This window comes from Streptomyces scopuliridis, from assembly GCF_042790125.1.
In the GTDB taxonomy this organism is placed as follows: Bacteria; Actinomycetota; Actinomycetes; order Streptomycetales; family Streptomycetaceae; genus Streptomyces; species Streptomyces scopuliridis_A.
In genome coordinates this window covers 1-17515 of record NZ_JBHTZS010000044.1, presented here as the reverse complement: position 1 = coordinate 17515, position 17515 = coordinate 1, and the positions used below count along the sequence as shown (strand labels likewise).

At 68.8% G+C, this 17515-nt stretch carries 17 protein-coding genes and 2 pseudogenes; 11 read left to right on the top strand and 8 right to left on the bottom strand.

The window, feature by feature from the left end; genetic code table 11:
- Window positions 1-104: 104 nt before the first annotated feature.
- Complete coding sequence (locus ACFRKB_RS36290; protein WP_383110873.1) at window positions 105-542, top strand: GFA family protein; 438 nt, start codon at window positions 105-107, stop codon at window positions 540-542.
- A 98-nt stretch (window positions 543-640) separates the two neighbouring features.
- Entirely contained in the window at window positions 641-964 is a 324-nt protein-coding gene (locus ACFRKB_RS36285; RefSeq protein ID WP_383110872.1) for a hypothetical protein, read from the top strand.
- Window positions 965-1068: 104 nt separating this feature from the next.
- Here ACFRKB_RS36285 and ACFRKB_RS36280 read toward each other — a convergent pair.
- The 5 genes and pseudogenes from ACFRKB_RS36280 to ACFRKB_RS36260 form a co-directional block, all read right to left on the bottom strand.
- Window positions 1069-2047, bottom strand: a pseudogene (locus ACFRKB_RS36280) (IS110 family RNA-guided transposase); the annotation flags it as partial.
- 465 nt (window positions 2048-2512) lie between these two features.
- Complete coding sequence (locus ACFRKB_RS36275; protein WP_383110871.1) at window positions 2513-3076, bottom strand: dihydrofolate reductase family protein; 564 nt, start codon at window positions 3074-3076, stop codon at window positions 2513-2515.
- Window positions 3064-3693 carry a hypothetical protein gene (locus tag ACFRKB_RS36270; protein WP_383110870.1) on the bottom strand — a complete coding sequence of 210 codons (630 nt, stop codon included), beginning with the start codon at window positions 3691-3693 and terminating at the stop codon, window positions 3064-3066. Before ACFRKB_RS36270 ends, ACFRKB_RS36275 begins: the two co-directional genes overlap by 13 nt.
- 19 nt (window positions 3694-3712) lie before the next feature.
- On the bottom strand, window positions 3713-4621 hold the full coding sequence (locus tag ACFRKB_RS36265; RefSeq protein ID WP_383110869.1) for an aldo/keto reductase: 909 nt from the start codon (window positions 4619-4621) through the stop codon (window positions 3713-3715).
- Window positions 4618-5307, bottom strand: a complete 690-nt coding sequence (locus tag ACFRKB_RS36260; protein ID WP_383110895.1) for a winged helix domain-containing protein — start codon at window positions 5305-5307, stop codon at window positions 4618-4620. Before ACFRKB_RS36260 ends, ACFRKB_RS36265 begins: the two co-directional genes overlap by 4 nt.
- 48 nt (window positions 5308-5355) lie before the next feature.
- Between ACFRKB_RS36260 and ACFRKB_RS36255 the strand changes: the two genes are divergently transcribed.
- From ACFRKB_RS36255 to ACFRKB_RS36245, 3 genes are all read left to right on the top strand, one after another.
- Window positions 5356-6465: a hypothetical protein gene (locus ACFRKB_RS36255; protein WP_383110868.1), complete on the top strand. Its 1110-nt coding sequence runs from the start codon at window positions 5356-5358 to the stop codon at window positions 6463-6465.
- A gap of 735 nt (window positions 6466-7200) precedes the next feature.
- Complete coding sequence (locus ACFRKB_RS36250) at window positions 7201-8208, top strand: hypothetical protein (RefSeq protein WP_383110867.1); 1008 nt, start codon at window positions 7201-7203, stop codon at window positions 8206-8208.
- Window positions 8205-8870, top strand: a complete 666-nt coding sequence (locus ACFRKB_RS36245) for a hypothetical protein (protein ID WP_383110866.1) — start codon at window positions 8205-8207, stop codon at window positions 8868-8870. Before ACFRKB_RS36250 ends, ACFRKB_RS36245 begins: the two co-directional genes overlap by 4 nt.
- Window positions 8871-9090: 220 nt before the next feature.
- Here ACFRKB_RS36245 and ACFRKB_RS36240 read toward each other — a convergent pair whose 3' ends face one another.
- The gene (locus ACFRKB_RS36240) at window positions 9091-9999 is read right to left on the bottom strand and encodes a LysR family transcriptional regulator (RefSeq protein WP_383110865.1); all 909 of its coding nucleotides are present in this window, start codon (window positions 9997-9999) and stop codon (window positions 9091-9093) included.
- Window positions 10000-10097: 98 nt separating this feature from the next.
- Here ACFRKB_RS36240 and ACFRKB_RS36235 point away from each other — a divergent pair, with 98 nt between their 5' ends.
- A complete protein-coding gene (locus tag ACFRKB_RS36235) occupies window positions 10098-10589 on the top strand; it encodes a GNAT family N-acetyltransferase (protein WP_228023395.1) in 492 nt (163 codons plus the stop codon).
- A 27-nt stretch (window positions 10590-10616) separates the two neighbouring features.
- Window positions 10617-11460 (top strand): annotated as a pseudogene (locus ACFRKB_RS36230) (IS5 family transposase).
- A 513-nt stretch (window positions 11461-11973) separates the two neighbouring features.
- Here ACFRKB_RS36230 and ACFRKB_RS36225 read toward each other — a convergent pair.
- The gene (locus tag ACFRKB_RS36225; protein ID WP_383110864.1) at window positions 11974-12189 is read right to left on the bottom strand and encodes a hypothetical protein; all 216 of its coding nucleotides are present in this window, start codon (window positions 12187-12189) and stop codon (window positions 11974-11976) included.
- A 44-nt stretch (window positions 12190-12233) separates the two neighbouring features.
- Between ACFRKB_RS36225 and ACFRKB_RS36220 the strand changes: the two genes are divergently transcribed.
- From ACFRKB_RS36220 to ACFRKB_RS36205, 4 genes are all read left to right on the top strand, one after another.
- Complete coding sequence (locus ACFRKB_RS36220) at window positions 12234-12377, top strand: hypothetical protein (protein WP_383110863.1); 144 nt, start codon at window positions 12234-12236, stop codon at window positions 12375-12377.
- Window positions 12377-13171: a hypothetical protein gene (locus ACFRKB_RS36215; protein ID WP_383110862.1), complete on the top strand. Its 795-nt coding sequence runs from the start codon at window positions 12377-12379 to the stop codon at window positions 13169-13171. Before ACFRKB_RS36220 ends, ACFRKB_RS36215 begins: the two co-directional genes overlap by 1 nt.
- A complete protein-coding gene (locus ACFRKB_RS36210) occupies window positions 13168-14448 on the top strand; it encodes a TniB family NTP-binding protein (protein ID WP_383110861.1) in 1281 nt (426 codons plus the stop codon). The genes ACFRKB_RS36215 and ACFRKB_RS36210 overlap by 4 nt, the downstream gene beginning before the upstream one ends.
- Before the next feature lie 113 nt (window positions 14449-14561).
- Window positions 14562-16367, top strand: a complete 1806-nt coding sequence (locus tag ACFRKB_RS36205; RefSeq protein WP_383110860.1) for a TniQ family protein — start codon at window positions 14562-14564, stop codon at window positions 16365-16367.
- A 519-nt stretch (window positions 16368-16886) separates the two neighbouring features.
- On the opposite strand, the gene ACFRKB_RS36200 is transcribed toward ACFRKB_RS36205, so the two are convergent.
- On the bottom strand, window positions 16887-17171 hold the full coding sequence (locus ACFRKB_RS36200; protein ID WP_383110859.1) for a hypothetical protein: 285 nt from the start codon (window positions 17169-17171) through the stop codon (window positions 16887-16889).
- Window positions 17172-17515 lie beyond the last annotated feature (344 nt).

The window sequence follows — 17515 nt, the reverse complement described above, 5'->3', positions numbered from 1 at the left end:
CGGCCCCGGAGCGGGCGCCGTCACGCCAACAGCGTCCTGGCGATCAGGGAAGCGATGGCACACTGATGGGCCCAACTTTCCCACCGCGCCCGGGAGATCACTTGATGAATGCCACCCCCGCCGACGCCCAGGAAGCCGAAACAGCCGGGGAGCGTACCGGCGGCTGCCTGTGCGGCCGCATCCGCTTCACCACTCGGGGGCCAGCAGTTTTTGCCCACACCTGTGCCTGCGGGCATTGCCAGAAGCTCGGCGGTGCCCCCCTTATGTGGTGGGTGGGATTCGAGACCGTCACCTGGACCGGTGAGGGCGGCGAGCCAACCTGGTACGAGACCTTCGAAGGCGAGGCGAAACGCGGCTTCTGCCCGACGTGCGGCAGCCGCCTCGCGGCGATCGACAGCGACATCCCGGAGATCGGCATCAACGTCACCGCCCTCGACGGCACCAGCGGCCCAGACCTCGTGCCGATCCACGCGTCCTTCCGCGACAACGCCGTGCACTGGCTGCCCTCGGTGTCGGCGACCGAGCACAGCACGGCCAGTTGACCGACCGTCCGCTTGTAGCGTCTCGCGGCTGATGTCGTAATCTCACGGGGGGGGTGTCCCTATCTGTTTGGTCAAGGCCGTGGGTCAGGATTTGCAGCATGACGACCTGGTTCCGGACCTATTACGAGGACGAAGATCTGTGGCTGTATTTCGAGGCCGATGACGAAGGCTGGGCAGCGCGACAGGTTGAGGTCCGGGGGCAGGGCTCGCGTCCGGTGACGGCGGCCTCCTTGGAAGAGGTGCTGCACTCGCGTGATCATGCCGATCTCGCGGCGATGGGCCGCTATGAACGGCAGTACGGCGTTCTCGCCGTAGGCCCCATGGACGGCTGGCAGGATCAGCCGCAGGCGGCCGAGATCTCCGCGGAGGAGTTCGATCGGCTGTGGGCTGAAGCGCGGCAGGCTCTGGGAGATTCAGCCTGACCTGGCGGGTTGGGGGTTGTAGAAGGTGCCGTCGCGGAGCATCGCGAAGAGCACGTCGGCTCGGCGTCTGGCGAGGCGGAGGAGGGCCTGTGACGGGAGGGTTGTTCGCCGCGGATCGAGGAACCGGAACTGCGGGTTGCGGGGGCGAGGCCGGCGTAGGCGGCGAGGTGGGCGGCGAAGGGGAAGTTGCTGCCGTCGCCGACGTCGATGAGGATGCGGGCTCCGGTCCTGACGCCGATGCCGGGTATCCAGGTCAGGACCTGGGAAAGAGGGTGGGACTCCAGCAGTTCCTCGATCCGGCCGGCCAGGACTTTCCGCTGGTCGAGCACCGCCTGGAGCGAGGTGGCAAGGCTGGGGACGATCAGCGCGGCGGCGTCCGTGCCCGGGACGACGACGGTCTGCTCGTCGAGGGCGGTGAAGATGTCGTCGGCCAGGCGCTCGGCCATCCTGGGGGCCCTCGGGCGTATGAGGGTGAACAGCCGTCGGCGTCCGGCCTTGCGGATTCGGGCCGGGGATCCGAACCGTTCCAGCGAGGTGAGGACGGCCGGGTGCTGAATCCGCGGGCCGATCACCCGTTCCAGGTGCGGGTGGATCTGGGTGAGCGGGCCCCGGAGCCGGTTCCCGACCCGGGTGAACCTCGCCCGCGGGGTCGTCGTCGAATCCCACGATCATCTCCAGCTCGGCGACCGTCTCGTCTTCGAGGTCGATCGCCCGCAGGGTGTGGGGCATGGCGCGGGCGGCGTCCGCGATGATGAACGCGTCGCGGGCGTCGGTCTTGGCCTCGCCCGGGTAGAGGTCGGCGATCCGCCGCATGGTGAGGCCGGGCAGATAGGCCACCCGGCAGCCCATGTCCCGCGCGACCGCGAGAGGCAGGGCACCGATCGACGCGGGCTGGTCGACCACGACGAGCACGGTCCCGTGCTTGGCCTGGAGTTTCGCGAAGACCTCGCGCAGTTTCGGTTCGCTGTTGGGCAGGCGCTTGTCGAACGCCTTCTTCCCGGCCGGGGTGACGGCCGTGGCATGGTGTTCGCCCTTGCCGACGTCCAGACCGAGGTAGACGTCGATGTCGCCGGTGTCGATCACGTGCGTCCTTCAGTCGTGCCCACCCGGCCGTCCGTCGGCACCGATCGTCACATCCACATTACGAAGAGCCTCCCTGCCTCCCGGAGGAGTCGGTGGTCATGCCCCTAATCAGCGGTCTGTCAGTGCCTCCGGGATTGGTGACACCCCCCGGGCCATACCTTCAACAGGGGGGAGCAGTCATGCCGGGCCCGGAGGCCGAGAGCCCCATTGCGGGACCACCAAAAAGGTAATGGGGGACCGACGGAACCCTGTGACCAGGACTGTTCTGCCCCTCCGGGGAGATCGGTTCCCTCGCTGTTGCAGATCGTTTCCCACCGGACGGGGCCGACCGGGCCGACGAGCTGGACACATCGACCGCCAACTCGTCGACGCCGCAAGGAAGTTTCGTCGGTGCCCCCCAACGGGCCGTGTCGTACCGATGTCGTATGCGACATCACCGTGAGACCAGCGCGTGGGTGCTGCTGCTCAGAACCTCGTCTCGTACCTGGTCAGGATCACGCCGCCGGGAAACGTCCGCGTCTCCACCAGGTTCAGGTTCACCCAGTTGTCCAGCGCGGTGAAGAACGGCGTGCCGCTACCCACCAGGACCGGCGTGGTGGCCAGCACGTACTCGTCAATCAGCCCGGCCCGCATGGCCGCCCCGGCGAGCGTCGCGCCGCCGATGTCCATCGGGCCGCCGTCCTCGGCCTTAAGCCGGGTGATCTCGGCGACCGCGTCGCCGGTGACCAGGCGGGTGTTCCAGTCGACCTTGTCGATCGTCGAGGAGAACACCACCTTCGACATGTCCCGCCAGCGGCGCGCGAACTCGATCTCCGCCGGGGTGGCGCCTGGCTGCTGGTCGCCGGTCGGCCAGTGGGAGCTCATCGTCTGCCACAGCTTGCGCCCGTACAGCGACAGGTCGGTCGCCCGCAACTGGTCGGACCAGAACTGGAACAGCTCGTCGCTCGGCACGCCCCAGCCGATGTCGTCGCCGGGCGCGGCGATGTAGCCGTCCAGTGTCAGGTTCATGCCGTAGATCAGTTTCCGCATGGCGCCAGCCTTCCGTGAGTCGGTCTCACGCGTACAGACCGGCGCGGCGCGGGAAACTCATCGGTGCGCGATCTGAGCTCACATGTAGTCCTCGTGCTCGGTGGCTCAGGCGCAGACTCATCGTTCCGCCGAGGAAATGGCATCGAGTTGAGACTGATCTTGAGTGACATCACGGTGAGACAACAGAGAACCAGAAGGTCACAGAAGATCGACATGTCATCGGCGGCGAGAGGTGTCCCGGCGAGGTCGTTCCACCAGGGGTCCTGCAACGGGAGTTCGTGTTGGAGGATCGGGTCGTCGGACAGGACCGGCTCATCGATGCGCACCGACAGCTCCGCCCGGTAGGCGGTGCCGTCGTCGACGACGTCGTGGACAGCCAGGAGGGCGGGCCGATGCCCGTCGAGATCGCCGAAGGCGTGCTGGGCGTCGAGGGCGCCGTCCCACAGCTTCCCCGACGCCTTGTCCTGCGGCGCGGACACCAGCCGCAGCCATACGGGCGCGCCCGTAGTGGTGCGGGCCGGGGCGCCCAGGGTGCGCCCGGCCCAACCCCAGAATTCCGAGCCCGGCTCCACCTGGACGTCCAGGGCCTTCGCGGTGTGCGCGTGGTGGGCGCGCATGCGCTGTTCGGTTTCCGAGTCAGGCGGAGGCGAGTACACGAGTGATCTCCCGCAACTGGGCGGCGGTCAGGGAGGGGTGAGCGACGGCGTCGGCCGCCTCTCTCCAGTGTGACGTACCGGAGGCGGCGAGAAGGACGTTCGTCACTCCTGGGCAGGAGGCGACTGCCAGGACGCACGCCTGTGCGGAAGTCAGGCCCGGCCGGATGAGATCGGCGAGCTCCTGGTCGACCATGCCGGGAAGCTCGCCGCCGTGCAGCGGGGCGGAGGCCATCACTCGCAGGCCCGCGCCTGCGGCGGCCGGGAGCGGGCCCCGGCCGTGAAGGGCCTGCGCAATCGGCGTCATCATCACCAGGCTGACCGGCATCTGGATCGCGACCAGGTGGTGCCGGCCGCCCGCGGCTTCGGCGGCCAGGGCGAGGAGCTGCCCCACCGTGAACGCCTCCTCTTCCAGGCCCGCCCAGGTGGCGATGCCGTATCCGGCCACGTGCCTGGCTGCCACGGCTTGCTCCAGGACGACGAACGCGTCCCGCATCGCGCGGTGCAGGGCGAATCGGTCGCCGGGATGGGCGCGCTCCGGGTTGTGCGGCAAGACCAGGTCCAGCCGCTCGCGCCCAAGCTCCTCGCGGTTGCGGCCGGTCTGCCAGCGCACGTAGTCCGGGGCGAGGCTGTGCCCGGTCGCCGCCTGGTCCTCAGTGAGGACACCGGCGTTCACGGCGTCGGCACCGGTGGCCGCGGTGAAGTAGCCGGCCTTCGTCGCGATCCTCAGGGACGGATGGGCGGCCAGGGCGGGAGCAAGCAGTTCCTGGGCGCGGCCGGTGGCGTAGTTGGGGGCGGTGTCGATCCACTGCGCGCCGGAGGCGGCCGCACGGTCGGCCGCCTCCGGGATCGCACGGCACCGGTAGGTGCCCAAAGCGAGCTGTGCTGTCACAGCAGGCTCCCCACCGTCGCGGCCTGCCCGGCAACGAGCTCCTGGACCAGTCCGGCGACGTCCTCCAGGGCGAGTCCGGCCGTGTCGGCGAGCGCGGCCAGGTCCACGGTCCGCCCGTCGACCAGCGGGCGTAGCACCGCCTCCGCTTCGGGCGCGAACTCGAACGTGCTCCCGGCGGCGGACAGCGTCACCATGTCCTCGCCGACGTCCAGCACCGCGCGGGCGGTAGTCAGCCGCACTCGCAGACCGCCGTCGACGGGGACGGCGTCGATGTAGGGCAGGCTCGGCACCATCCGGCCGACGGCCTGTCCGTCCATCGCCGTCCGGTAGCGCGTGAGCAGCTCGGGGTCGTCCAGCAGTTCGGCGAGCCGCTCGCACATCCCGTCCACGGCGTCGGCCTGGACGTCCGGTGCAGCGAGCAGCGGCAGGTCGCGCCTCCAGTCCTCGTGCGTGAGCAGCTGCTCGGACACCCACGCCATCAGGTCGGTGGCGGTGTGGGTCTGCAGGCCGCAGGTGACGTGCAGGGAGCGGGTGCCCTGGTCGGCGGAGACCGCGTGCCACACGCCGCGCGGCACGTACAGGACGTCCCCCGGCCACAGGACCAGGTCGGCGACCGGCTCGGTGGGCGCCTCGCCCGGGTCCTCGATGTCGCGGTACAACGGGAAGGGGCGGGTGGTGCCGTAGATCCGCCACCGCAGATCCTCGTCTCCGGACCGGGCGGGACGAACCAGACCGTGTCCACGAGCGCCTCAGGTGCGCCCGGGAACGGTGACAGCGACCGCCCCTCGCTCTCCTCCGACGGTCGCGTCGTCAGCTTCGCCTCGAAGGCCGCGAACCTCACGAGCGGGGACCCCGGCGCGGATTCGCAGCTCTACGTGCGCACGGTGAGCGCCCGGCAGAGCATCGTCCGCCTCGCCCCGCTGGGCTCCTCGGGCACGGCCGCCCGCATGGACGGCCACGGCGCCCTGGCCGTCTTCGCCACCTCACGGTCGCTGGCGGGCACGGACACCAACGACGAGCCGGACGTGTACGCGAAGGCGGTGCCGGGGCGCCTGACCGTCACACCGGCCGCCGTCGACTTCGGCTCTTTCGCCAAACTGTCCGACACCGAGCTCGGCATCCAGGTCACCCTCGGGAACGCCGGCCCCGGCCCGGTCACCATCACCAGCGTGGTGCCGGAAGAGCCCTTCGGCTATCAGGGCGCCTGCGCGGGGCAGATGGTCCTCCCGGGGGACACCTGTACGGCCGTCGTGTCGTTCGCGCCGCGGGCCGCCGGCACCTTCACCGGTCCGCTCCGGGTCAAGGCGACCACGGCGGGCGGCACGGAGCAGACGGCCGGGCCCGTCCTGCGGGCGGTGGTCACGGCCGGAACCGCGCCGCCCGGCCCGCCGGCTCCGGGGCCCTCATCCTCGCCCCCGCCCTCCTCCCCGCCCCCGGGGCCGTCGCGCTCGTCCTCACCCCCGCCGCCGGGGCCGTCGCGCTCGTCCTCCACGATTCCCCCGCCGCCGGAGGGGTCCTCGCCGCCGCCCCCGGCGGCCGGCACCGCCGTGCTGGGCGTGTCGCCCACCGTCGCCAGGCCGGGCCGGGTGCTGGAGGTCAGAGGGAGCGGGTTCGTCCCGGGCGCGCCGGTGAACCTGACCTGGGGGGTCTCCGGCCCGGTGAAGTCCGTGACCGCCACCGCGACGGGCACCGTCCACGAGTACTTCGACGTACCCTCCTCCTCCCGGCAGGGGGCGAAGGCCTCGATCACCGCCGCCGACCCCAAGGGTGGCCTCCTCGCGTACACCGTCTTCCTGATCGAGCCGGTGCCGCTGCAGCCGCCCTACTTCAAGGACCGGTCATGACGCCCGCCGCGACCCGCCGCGCATTGAGCCAGAGTGAGGGCCGGAGATGCCGCTGATCCCGCCATGGCGCCCCACCGGGCAGACGGCAGGCCCCCAGGCGCACCCGCAGAGGCATCCGGAAGTCCCTGGCGCCGCGCCCCGATCCCGGCACCACTGCCGCAGCTCAGAGCGCGCCGCCGACGCCAAGTGGCCTCCGTCAGCACCCTTTCGGGTCCGGGCATCAACCCGTATCCGGCCGGTTATGCGAGACGGCCGGCGGAGAAGCCGGTCATGGTGTCTCGTGTTCCTGCTGCCTTTCGGCCGCCGGCATTGGCTTCTGAGGCCATCCTGCACCCGTTGGAGAGTCGGCCCTTCCTTACGGCCGGCTTGCCGAGGACGGCGGCGTCCCCGGACTCCAACGGGGTCGTCACGTTCCGCACGAGTGAGGTGCGGCCGGGTCGGGTGCCCCCTATACCCCGAGGACGGCGGTGTTCTCCCGGCCGAACTAGCGTCTTCTGGTCGGCGCCTGCCGCTTCTCAACGGCCAGTCCTTGACCCCGCCGCAACAACCTGCGACCGAGATTTCTACTTGGCGGACGAGCGCAGTACTTGGCGGATCTTGCTTCCGTAACGCTGTGTTGTTGAGACTTAGTACTCTCGTCTGCCCTTGAGCGCTGCAGCTAGCCCGTGCCTACCCGGCTTGGGCGCGCATCGCCCCGGCTCTTGAGATTCCGGAGCTGGGCGTTAGCCTCGGCGGATGATTCCTGAGCCGCCATCGAAGGTCATCACGCGTCACCGTGACGGGCGGATCCACGCCTACGTCGTGGGCGCCGGGGTCTACGGGGCACTGGAGCCCGCAGCGGTTTTCCCGCCGCGGGACGGCGACGAGGTCGTAGCGTCGGTGGTCCGGCAGGATTTGGAGCGGGTCGTGTACACGACGCTGAACGGCGTCGTCTGCCTCACGCGTGCCGGCGACCTCGTGTGGGCCTCGGACTTCGAGCCGCACTCTGACATACGCCATGGCCACCGGCCTGGCTGCGCACTGTCCCTGGACGGCCGGACGGTGTGGGTCTACCGGCCGGACGCGATGGCGGGCCGCGGGGGCGGTGACCAGTGGGTCGTGCACGACGCTGAGAGCGGGGCGGTGCTCGCCCGCCGGGAGCTGGAGACGGTCGGGCACGGCGCCGTCCACCACGTGCATCCCGTGGACGGCAGCATCTACCTCGACATCGGTGAGGGCCAGGACGGCTCTGTCATTCTCCGGGGTACGGACGGGGCGGACAGCGAGTCGGAGTTCGTGACGTACCCGTGGTCGGACCGCTGCCTGATCGACCTGGCACCGTCCGGGCAGCAGTTCATGACCGTCGACCACGGCCAGACGGACGTCGCCTTCCACGACCACCCCAACGGGGACGTGCTCTTCACCCTCTCCGTCGAAGCCTTCGGGTACGACCCTGAGGAGTCCTTCGTGGAATGGAGCGGCGGCTACCTGACCGAGGACACGGCCATCGTCACCCTGGGCGGTGAGAGCCAGGACGAGGAGGAAGAGTTCCGCTACCACCTAGTCGACGTGCGCACGGGCACGCCCAGTGGCGAATTCACCGTCGAGGCGAGCAATCCATACGAGCTGGTGCCACTGGGTGACGATTCCTGGCTCACCGGCGGCCCCGATGGCGGGCCCGTCCGTTGGTCCAGCGCTCCGCAGCCGTCGGCACCGCCGCACCCAGCCGCACCGACCTCTCCATGCGAGAGGCAGCAACCGTGACGGCAGACCCCCGAGTGCCGGTGATTCCTCAGGCGCCTGAAGGCTTGAGCCGGCGAGCTCGTTACTTCGTTGAGGGACACGGGCTGCGTGTTCCACACCGCGACCTCGGGCTTTTCCGGGAGGCATGGCTCAAGCAAGGGATTCCGGATGCCGAGATCGACCGGGCTGTCGCCTTCCAAGAGCGCTGGGGCGGTCTCGCCCTGCCCCCGGCCCCCGAATACGAGGGCGGCCCGCGCGTTCTGCAAGCCGATGCCCCCGAGGGCCCGGCCGCGAACGGATGGCGGTTCCCGGCTGGCGACTGTCGTGTCTCCATGGCCCACGGGTTCATGATCGGGCCAGGAGGTGAGTTCGGGATCGACGCTGACCACTGGACGCCGCTGCACGCCAGCACAGAGGGATGGGTGGAAGCCCTGGCACTGGCCAGCCACGCGGGCTACTGGGCCAAGACCATCACGAAGGTCAAAGGCAGTGCCGTCGAGGACCTGAACCTCGACGGATTCGAGCCGGTACCCGACGTCCAGGGACTCGCTGACACCTGGTGGCGGGGCAAGGACTCGCTCATCGCCATCTACCGCGGCGAAGCCTCAGGCTTCAGCGCCCCCCACTGCCTGAGGGCCCATATCTACGGCGGGCTCGATGCATGCAGCCTGGCCGGCAACTGACTCCCGAAGGCCGAGCCCCCGGTCCCGCCGCTGAGTGTTCGGGTTGCCACAGGGGCCAAATTGCAGCGCTAAGAGGCTGCGCGGATAGGGGCGGTTTCGGGGGCGTCGGCTTGGGCTGTTGTTGCGGCGGTGGGTGCTCCAGGCACGGCGGATGAGGCTGCGCACGGTACGCCTTCGAGTGGCCCTTGCTTGGAGGTGCTCGCTCCAAGTCAGCGCACGCTCATCGTCCGGTCGTGGCAATGGCCTGTCTGGACTCAGATGCTGCGATGAAGGCTTGTAGGAGAGGACGGTCGTCTCCTCGGCGGGTGGCCATCAAGATCCGGCTCACGGTAGGAGGCCCGTCGAGTTCGAGCCTGCGGGCGCCTGCGGGGAGCAGCGTCGTGACGCTGTAGGGGGCGATGCTGACGCCGAGGCCGGCCGCGACGAACATGATGATGGTGTGCCAGTTCGAGCACTCCTGCGCGACCTGGACGTCGATGCCGGCGTTCCGCAACGGCTGCGTGTTCAAGTCGAACGCGTGAGTTCCTGCTGAACGCGGGAACAGGATCAGCGGGTCAGCGGCCAGCGCCCTTGCTTCCACGCGGTCACCCCTTGCGGCGGGGTGCTCTGTGGGGATGACGGCGACGAACCGTTCCGATGCCAGTAGAGAAAGTTCGATGGCGTCGCGCTCCTCGGCGTCCCGCACGATCCCGACGTCGGCCGTACCCCGCTCCAGGGCCGCCAGGACATCGGTGGTGAAACCGTCGTGAAGTTTGACCTGGACGTCCGGGCGGCGGCAGGAGAATGCACGGAGGTGTTCGCTGACGATCGCCGTGGCGGAGGTGATGAAGGCGACATCCAGACGGCCGGCCTCACCTCGGCCGACGCGCCCGGCCTCGTCGAGGTCGGCCGCCAGACGGCCCAGAAGGTTCCGGGCCCTTGGCTGGAACGCCGCTCCCGCCTCTGTGAGTCGAACACTTCGAGAGGTCCGCCGGAACAGCTCAACGCCGACGATCTTCTCAAGCTGCCTGATCTGCTGGGACAGGGCGGGCTGAGCGATGTGCAGCCGCTGGGCGGCGCGGCCGAAGTGCAGTTCCTCAGCCACAGCCAGAAAGTACCGCAGATGACGGAGCTCGATTCGCTGATCCATAGTTTGAGCTTATTGATAGAGATCAAGGCGTGTATTGGACACATGGGTGAGTGAAGTCGGAGGCTACGGGAAGCCACACCGGAAAGGGAACCCTTCGCATGCCGCACACCTCTGCCCCGACCATGATCTCCTCGATCGGCTCACAGAGTGACGCAGACGCGTTCTACGCGCTGAACGAGGAGTGGATCTCGCGTCTGTTCACGCTGCAGGAAGAGGACCTGGCCGTTCTCGGAGATCCGTTCGGCCGCATCGTGGGCCCGGGCGGCGACGTACTCATGGCGCGCGAGCCGGGCAGCGGCACTGTAGTTGGGTGCGTCGCACTTCTGGCCTATCCGGACGCCGTGTTCGAGCTGGCGAAGATGGCCGTGGCTCCCGCCGCACAAGGACGCGGCATCGGCCGCCAACTCATAGCCGCAGCGATCGACCGCGCCCGGGCACTCGATGGGACCCGGTTGTTCCTCGGCACGAACAGCATGCTGGCCCCCGCCCTTCACCTCTACGAGGACGCCGGGTTCGGCAGGATCACCCGCGACCGTCTCCCCGTGGCCGACTACTACGCCCGCGCCGACATCCTCATGGAACTGCAGTGATGGCGCTCTGTGATCACTGGGAAACCTGTGCCTGCGCTTCCCTCATGGCTGACCGAACCGCTTTGGGACCAATTCGCGACCCTGCTGACGGTGCGGCCGGTCTACGATCCGGCCCACCCGCTGGGCTGCCACCGCCGCCGGGTCAGCGACCGGATCGTCTTCGACAAACTGCTGCAGGTGCTGCGTTTCGGCTGCTCCTACCAAGCCATCGCCGATTCCACCTGCTCAGCCACCACGATCCGAGGCCGTCGCGACGAGTGGATCCGGCTCGGCGCCTTCGCCCAGCTCAGGGAGATCGTCCTGAACGCCTACGACCGAAACGTCGGTCTCGTGCTGGAGCAGATCGCCATCGACGGGTCGATCGCAAAGGCCCCCGGAGGCGGGGAAGCCGCCGGACGTTCGCCCGTCGACCGAGGCAAACGGGGGATGAAACGCTCAGCCATGACGGATGGTTACGGCATCCCCCCTGGGCCGAGTCCTGGCCGGGGCCAACTGCCACGACTCCCCGTTGCTCGCTCCCACCCTGGACCTCCTGAACGACCTCGGCCCGCTGCCCGACGACATCACCGTGCACCTGGATGCCGGCTACGACTCGGCCAAAACACGTTCAGTCCTCGACGAACGCGGCCTCCGCGGCCAGATCGCCCACAAAGGCGAGAAGGCGCCGTTGCAGGCCACTCAGCGCTGGCACGTCGAGCGCACCCACGCCTGGCAGAACGCCTTCCATCGGCTCGCCCGCTGCTACGAACGCCGTCTCCACGTCATCAACGCCTTCTTTGACCTCGCAGACGCCGTCATCACCGTACGTAGCCTCATCCGCCGCGCCTGGACCACTCACCGCTGGGACAACCGCCCAATCCGACGCCCCTGAAACTGCCCTATCCGTGCAGCCTCTAAATCACAGTTGTGATCAGTTCCGGAGATCGGGCCTTGTCGCCATGCGGGTGGTGACGCTCTGAGTGAGTGAGCGAGGTAGCCAAGGCAAGGATCCGGTCGGACTCAAGTCGCCTCGACGAGCTTGTCGCGGCGTACAGCGGAGATGCCGCATTTCGGGACCAACTCGACCTTGCGGATGGCTGGATTGCGCGGTGGAGTTCGACGTGGCGGGTGGGTACCGGCGAGGTCTGCTGGCCGGTCCGCGACATGGCCCATGTTCCTGTGCTGTCGTCCCGGCCGGTGCGGGGGTTCACCTGGCGGGCGAGGCAGCGGCATCGTCCCGGCCTGGAGGTGATGGCGTCCACCGGCAGAGGGCATGGCTTCGAGTCGCTGGAGGAGATGCGGCTGCTGCTGGTCGCGCTGGACTTCGTGGGACGTCGGAGGTGCTGTCACAGCCGTTCCGGCTGGACTTCGGACACAAGAGCGGGTCGTCTTGGCACATCCCGGATTACTTGGCCGTGATCGGTGGCGGGATGCGGCTGTTGGACGTCCGCCCGATGGGACTGATCAAGGACGAGGACGCGCTGAAGTTCGCGGCGGCCAGGGAGATGGCGGCGGCTTGCGGCTGGCAGTACTCGGTGGTCGCGGGCTGGCGCCCGCATGTCTGGAGCGTCCTCGACCACCTGTCGTCGCGTCGTCGGCCGGTGAGGGATCTGCTGGGCATGCGGGACCAGCTGCTGACGATTCATTGGAGGCCAGGAGGGCCGCGTGATGACGTTCTCCGCGTTGGCGGACGCGACCAGCGTGCCTTCCATTGGCCGGGCCAACATCGTCCGGCTGCTCTGGCAGCGCGAGCTCGGCGTTGATCTGGGCAGTCCCCTGCGCAACAGCTCGCTGATCTGGGGGGTTTGATGGCGGCGCGGGCTTTTCTGCAGATCGCGCCGGGCAGGAGGGTCGCGCTCAACGGCGTCGAGTGGACGGTTGAGGATGTCCACGGCCAGGTCGGCCGACTCGTGCTCGTCGATGGCGGTGGCCACGCTGAGACCCGCTCGTTCCGCTGGCTCATCAACCACGCCGACCTGCGGCTCCTGCCCGCGGCCGAAGGGCCCGGGCGCCCAGCACCGGTCTCCCGGCAGCCCAGGACACTAGCCGACCTGACCGAGGACCAGCTGGAGCGGGCCCGGCACGTGGCACGTCCTGCGCTGGCGGGGACTGCCGCCCGAGGCGAGATTCCCGCCTTCTCCGACAAGACCGCCGACGCTCTCCTGGGGCATCTGAGGGCGAACAACATCAAGATCCACTCGGAGGGCGAGCTCTTGGAGCATCTGCTCGGGATCCTCGGCTCGGTCACCCCCGTCGACCAGTGGCCAAGCCAGGCCGAGAAGAAGGCTGGAAGGAAGCGGCGGACCGCCCAGTCCCGCGAGATCTCCCGCGCACAGACCGCGGCGGCCGACCGCCCCACCGCACCCGCCCCCGCGGACGAGCCGACTCCGGCTCAGATGCCCGCTGCCTGGGCCGGACACGCCCGCATGATCGACCGGGCAGTCGACACCGACCGCCGCCGACGCCGCGAGGAAGCTCTCGCCGGAACCCGGCCCCTTGCTCCACCAACGCTGCACGAGGCCCTGAACCGGCGGCACATGTTCCTGCCGCCGCCCCGCGAGGACGCAGATGCCGAGACGACTGTCCGGGAGGACGACGCGTGACCCGAGCCCCCTCACCCGGTGACCTGCCGGAGGGCCTGCCCCCTCGATCCAAGATCGCCGAGTTGATCCTGGGCGGCCACCCGCCGCGCGACACTTACGTCGGCTGGCAGAGCTACCGGTCCCGCCGCGGCCTGCTCCTTCCCGCTCCGGCGATCTCGTTGCAGCAGTGGAGGACAATCCCGGAAAGCCGCCGCGCGGACTATGACCTCTTCCGGCATCTGACGAACGCGAACCTCCCGCTGCAGGACACACCCATGCACGACAAGGTCGGCAGGCTGATCCGACGCCGACTTCGCGGCAACACGATGAAGCAGGACGACCCGACACGCGCGGGCGTCATGGTCAGCGGATGGGGCAACTACGGCAAGACGGCATCCGTCTGCTCAACCGCGGCCGTCTTCGAGGACCACTGCCTGCAAATGCACAGTTACCTCATACCCGGAACTCTGCCGGGCACCCGTGACCTCCACGCGCCGGTTGTCTACGTCTCGACTCCGGTGACGGCGTCACCGAAGAGCCTTTGCGCCGCGATCCTGGGTTTCTTCCGCGCCGAGATGCGCAAGTCGGCCACGCTCCCGGAATTGGTACGGCAGGTCGCCGACTCCCTGCACGACCACGGCGTCAAGGCGATGATCCTGGACGATGTCAGCCGGCTGCGGATGCACCGGGCCGACGACCAGGACGTCCTCGACCTGATCCGGGCCTTCATGAGTCTGGACGTCACCCTGATCCTGACCGCCGTCAACATCCCTGGGATCGGGCTGCTGCGTGAGTCCAAGTGGAACAAGAGGACCGGGCAGTGGGAGATGCCACCGCTGGAGTCGACCCGCATTCACGGCCTGGAGATCACGCAGACAGAGCACCGCTTCGAGCTGATCGAGCTCGACCGCTTCCGCTACACCACGCCGAAGCAGATCCAGGCGTTCGTCAACCATCTGGACGGGATCGAGCAGCATCTGCGGCTGCTGAACGCGAAGAGGGGCATGCTCACCGAAGGCACGATGCCGGAATACCTGATGCGTCGCACCGGCGGCGTCGTCGGACTGCTCGGGCGGCTCATCGAGGACGGCGCCCAGGAAGCGATGGACGGTGGCAGGGAGGTTCTGGACGAGGACCTGCTCGACGAAATCGTCCTGCGCCGGGAAGAGATGACCGACGCGCCTGACGAACCGGCCGGGCAGCCCGCCGGCCGCCGGTCATATAACGCGAAACGTCGGCGTCGCAACACCGTGTTCGACGATCACGGACCACGCGCCGCCGAAGACAGGACGGGCTGACCCATGCCCGCGGCCCAAGCCCCGCCGCCCAGAAGTCTTGACCCCCTGCCCGAGGAGAGCCTGCCCGGCTTCCTTCTCCGCCTGACTCACCGACTGGACCTGCCCCCCACCAGTTGGCACGGCGAGTCACGCTGATCCCCCCGCATGATCCCCATGCCAGGGTCTCAGCGGCGCATCTGCTGATGATGCAGTCGGCCCGCCTGCACACCTTCGCCGACGTGACCCGGATGACCCCCGCAGACGCCGACGCGCTGACGCTCAGGCCATACGCCGACCGCTACCCCGCCCTTGCACGGGCACTGGTCCGCCCGGGAAGCATTCCTCGCCCCCGCAGACTGTCCCAGCCCTGGCTGCTGGTGGACCATTCACGCTACTGCCCGGCCTGTCTCGCAGGTGATGGAACCCCGATCCAGAACCGCCATGGCGGGCCCTGGAAGCGCCAGTGGCGGCTGGCTGTCGTCTTCGCCTGCCTTGATCACTGGACCTTCCTTCGCAGTGGGTGCCCGCGCTGCCGACTGCCCGCGCTCAGCGGCAGATCAGGTGGTCCCCTGGCCTTGCTGCCCGCCGCCAACGCGCCGAGGCTCCACCCCGCCCAATGCCGCAACTGGCTTGGCGGTTCCGGCAAGCGTGAAGTCTGCGGTCATCGCCTCGACGGCGCCGAACCGGCGGCCGCAGCCCTCACCCCTGAACTCGCGGACTTGCAGACCGTCCTCCTGGGCCTCCTGGACGGTGACGAGCCCGCAGAGGTCGTCTCCCAGCGGTTCGCCGATCTCCAGGTCGCCATCTCACTGATCCAGGCGGGCTGGCCCGTCGCGGCCGATCTTGCCCCTGCCGCGACCCGGGCCATTCTGGACGCGCATCTCGCACCACAGCAGCAGGACTGTCACAGCCCCGGCCCAGCGGCCGAAAGCGCCGGCTCGCCACCCGCAGGCGTTTGGAGCGCACCGCCCGGTGACGCGATCGCGACGGCCGGTCTCCTCTTTGCGGCTTACCACCTGCTCGCTGAGGATTCTTCCGGACCACGCAGCCCCCTGCCCCAGCTGCTACAGAATCTTCCCACCCGCGACGATCTCCGCTGGGGCAGGACCTGGCCCATGCTCGCTCACGAGGCTTCGCCCTCGCTCCGGCGCCGGATCGACCAGGTCTACCGGCACCGACTCCCTGCCGAATGGATCCGGCAAGGAGCCCCGACACTGCCGGTCTCCAAGGCGAACACCACCCAGAAACTCTTCGCCCCCACCCACACCCTCACGGACTTCGGGATCGCTCCTGAGCACATCCCGCAGTCCCTTCCCGGCTCCTGGTTGCTGGCCGCCGCCCTGGAGGACTTCGAGCAGGCCCTCACCAGCCGCCGACGACTCCGCCGCATACTCCCCGTCCACCGGGTCCAAGCGATCAGCGACATGAACTTCCTGGAAGCGGCAGCCTTCCTCGGAATCCCAACGTCCTGGACGACCCGGGGCCGACTCCGGGTCAAACCACTGAGCCCCTACCAAGACCTCAAGGACCGGGACCTACCGGCCACGCTGAAACGCCTGGCCGAGCACGTCAGCGGCCAGGAGAGCATCGACTACCGGGCCCGCCGCATGCAGTTCTCCCGCTGGTCCATCGACGACAGGACCTGGGACGAGCTCTGCCGCCTTCACCGTCGAGGCAGAGGTCCCAAGCCGACAGAACGCACCCGAGAGTGCGCATCAGCCTTCGTCTGGAGCTACGTCACCGGCAGTGAGTTCGCCCTCGCACCAGTCTTCCAGCCGCCAATGCGGCCCCACGACCGAACACGAACCGACGATTTGCCGCACTTGACCCTTCTCCGACGCTGGGAATCGCAAGAACAACCCATCCCCTCCGCCGACCTTTGCAGAGCGCTTGAAGACCACGCCAGGCGGCTGATCGCAACGGTCACTCACACACCGTGATCAGCACGCACCCCGGCCCGCCAACTATCGCCCTCAAGATCCGCCAACAAGCGCCCTCCGGCTGCTGACGACCAGCACCGCAGGAAGCCTCACCCGCCAACTACGATCCTCGGTCACACAACCCGTCTGCGGGGCTTCCGATGACGAGGCATCACCAGGGGTTCACCCCGTCGGCCTTCCCCGTGACCCGTAGCTCCCGGATGGAACGGGAGCCCTTGGGCCTGGAGACCTGAGCTTCGTACCCCGCCGTTACCGGCGACGTAGCGTCAGGCCCGGGGACAGATCCTCGAACACTGATCTGTAACCACATCTTCGGCATCTTTGGATGGTGCCGGGAGAGCGGGTGGCGGCGTACTCCGGACCCCGGACGGGAATGTCATGGGCCCCGTGGTGTCCGGCACGCACGCTCGTCGCGTTGGCCGAAGACCCGAGTAGCTCCGCTACGAGGGCCTTTGGCCACCTCGCGACCGAACGCACCGGACGCCGCTCCACGACGCGCAAACGTCGCCGGTCGCGGCACTAGGCATGTGCCTCAACCTCTCCGGCCATGACCTGGGGAGCGTGAGGAAGTAGAGACGCGAGGTTGTCCCGCACAAAGTCCGACGCCCTCTTGATCGACTCATCGGCACCGGCTTGGTCCCGGAAGACGCTGGTCGAGACGACCACTCCGTGCCCGGGATTGATCCAGTAGAAGGCCACGAAGCCAGGGATCTGGCGAACGAGGGGAATGAATCCCTCGTTCACAAGGCGGCCCACCTCGGCAGGATCGGTTACCCCTTCGTACCGGCGGACTGCTGCGTACATGGCGCTCCTTGCAGGTTCGGGGTGGATCCTTTGCTGAGACGCCATTCCCGCACGGCAGTTCTCCGCCTCGCGAGGCGTTGGACAATCACTGGAAAGGCCGCCGCCAGTGACGCCAATGGCGCCGCTTGGCGTCGAATGGGGCGTCTGACCCGATGACGCCCACCTGCGAGGAGCGCGGGCAGGGCGTAGCAGCCGAGCGCGTGGTACGTGATCACGGGTACTCCCGGTGGAGACGGGGGGCATGACGGGCGGGGGCCCCCCCGCCCCCGCCCGGGCGGGGGCCGGGCCGCCCGCGACGGTGCGGTTGGGGGGGGGCCCGACGATCACCGTGTACGGCCCCGAGC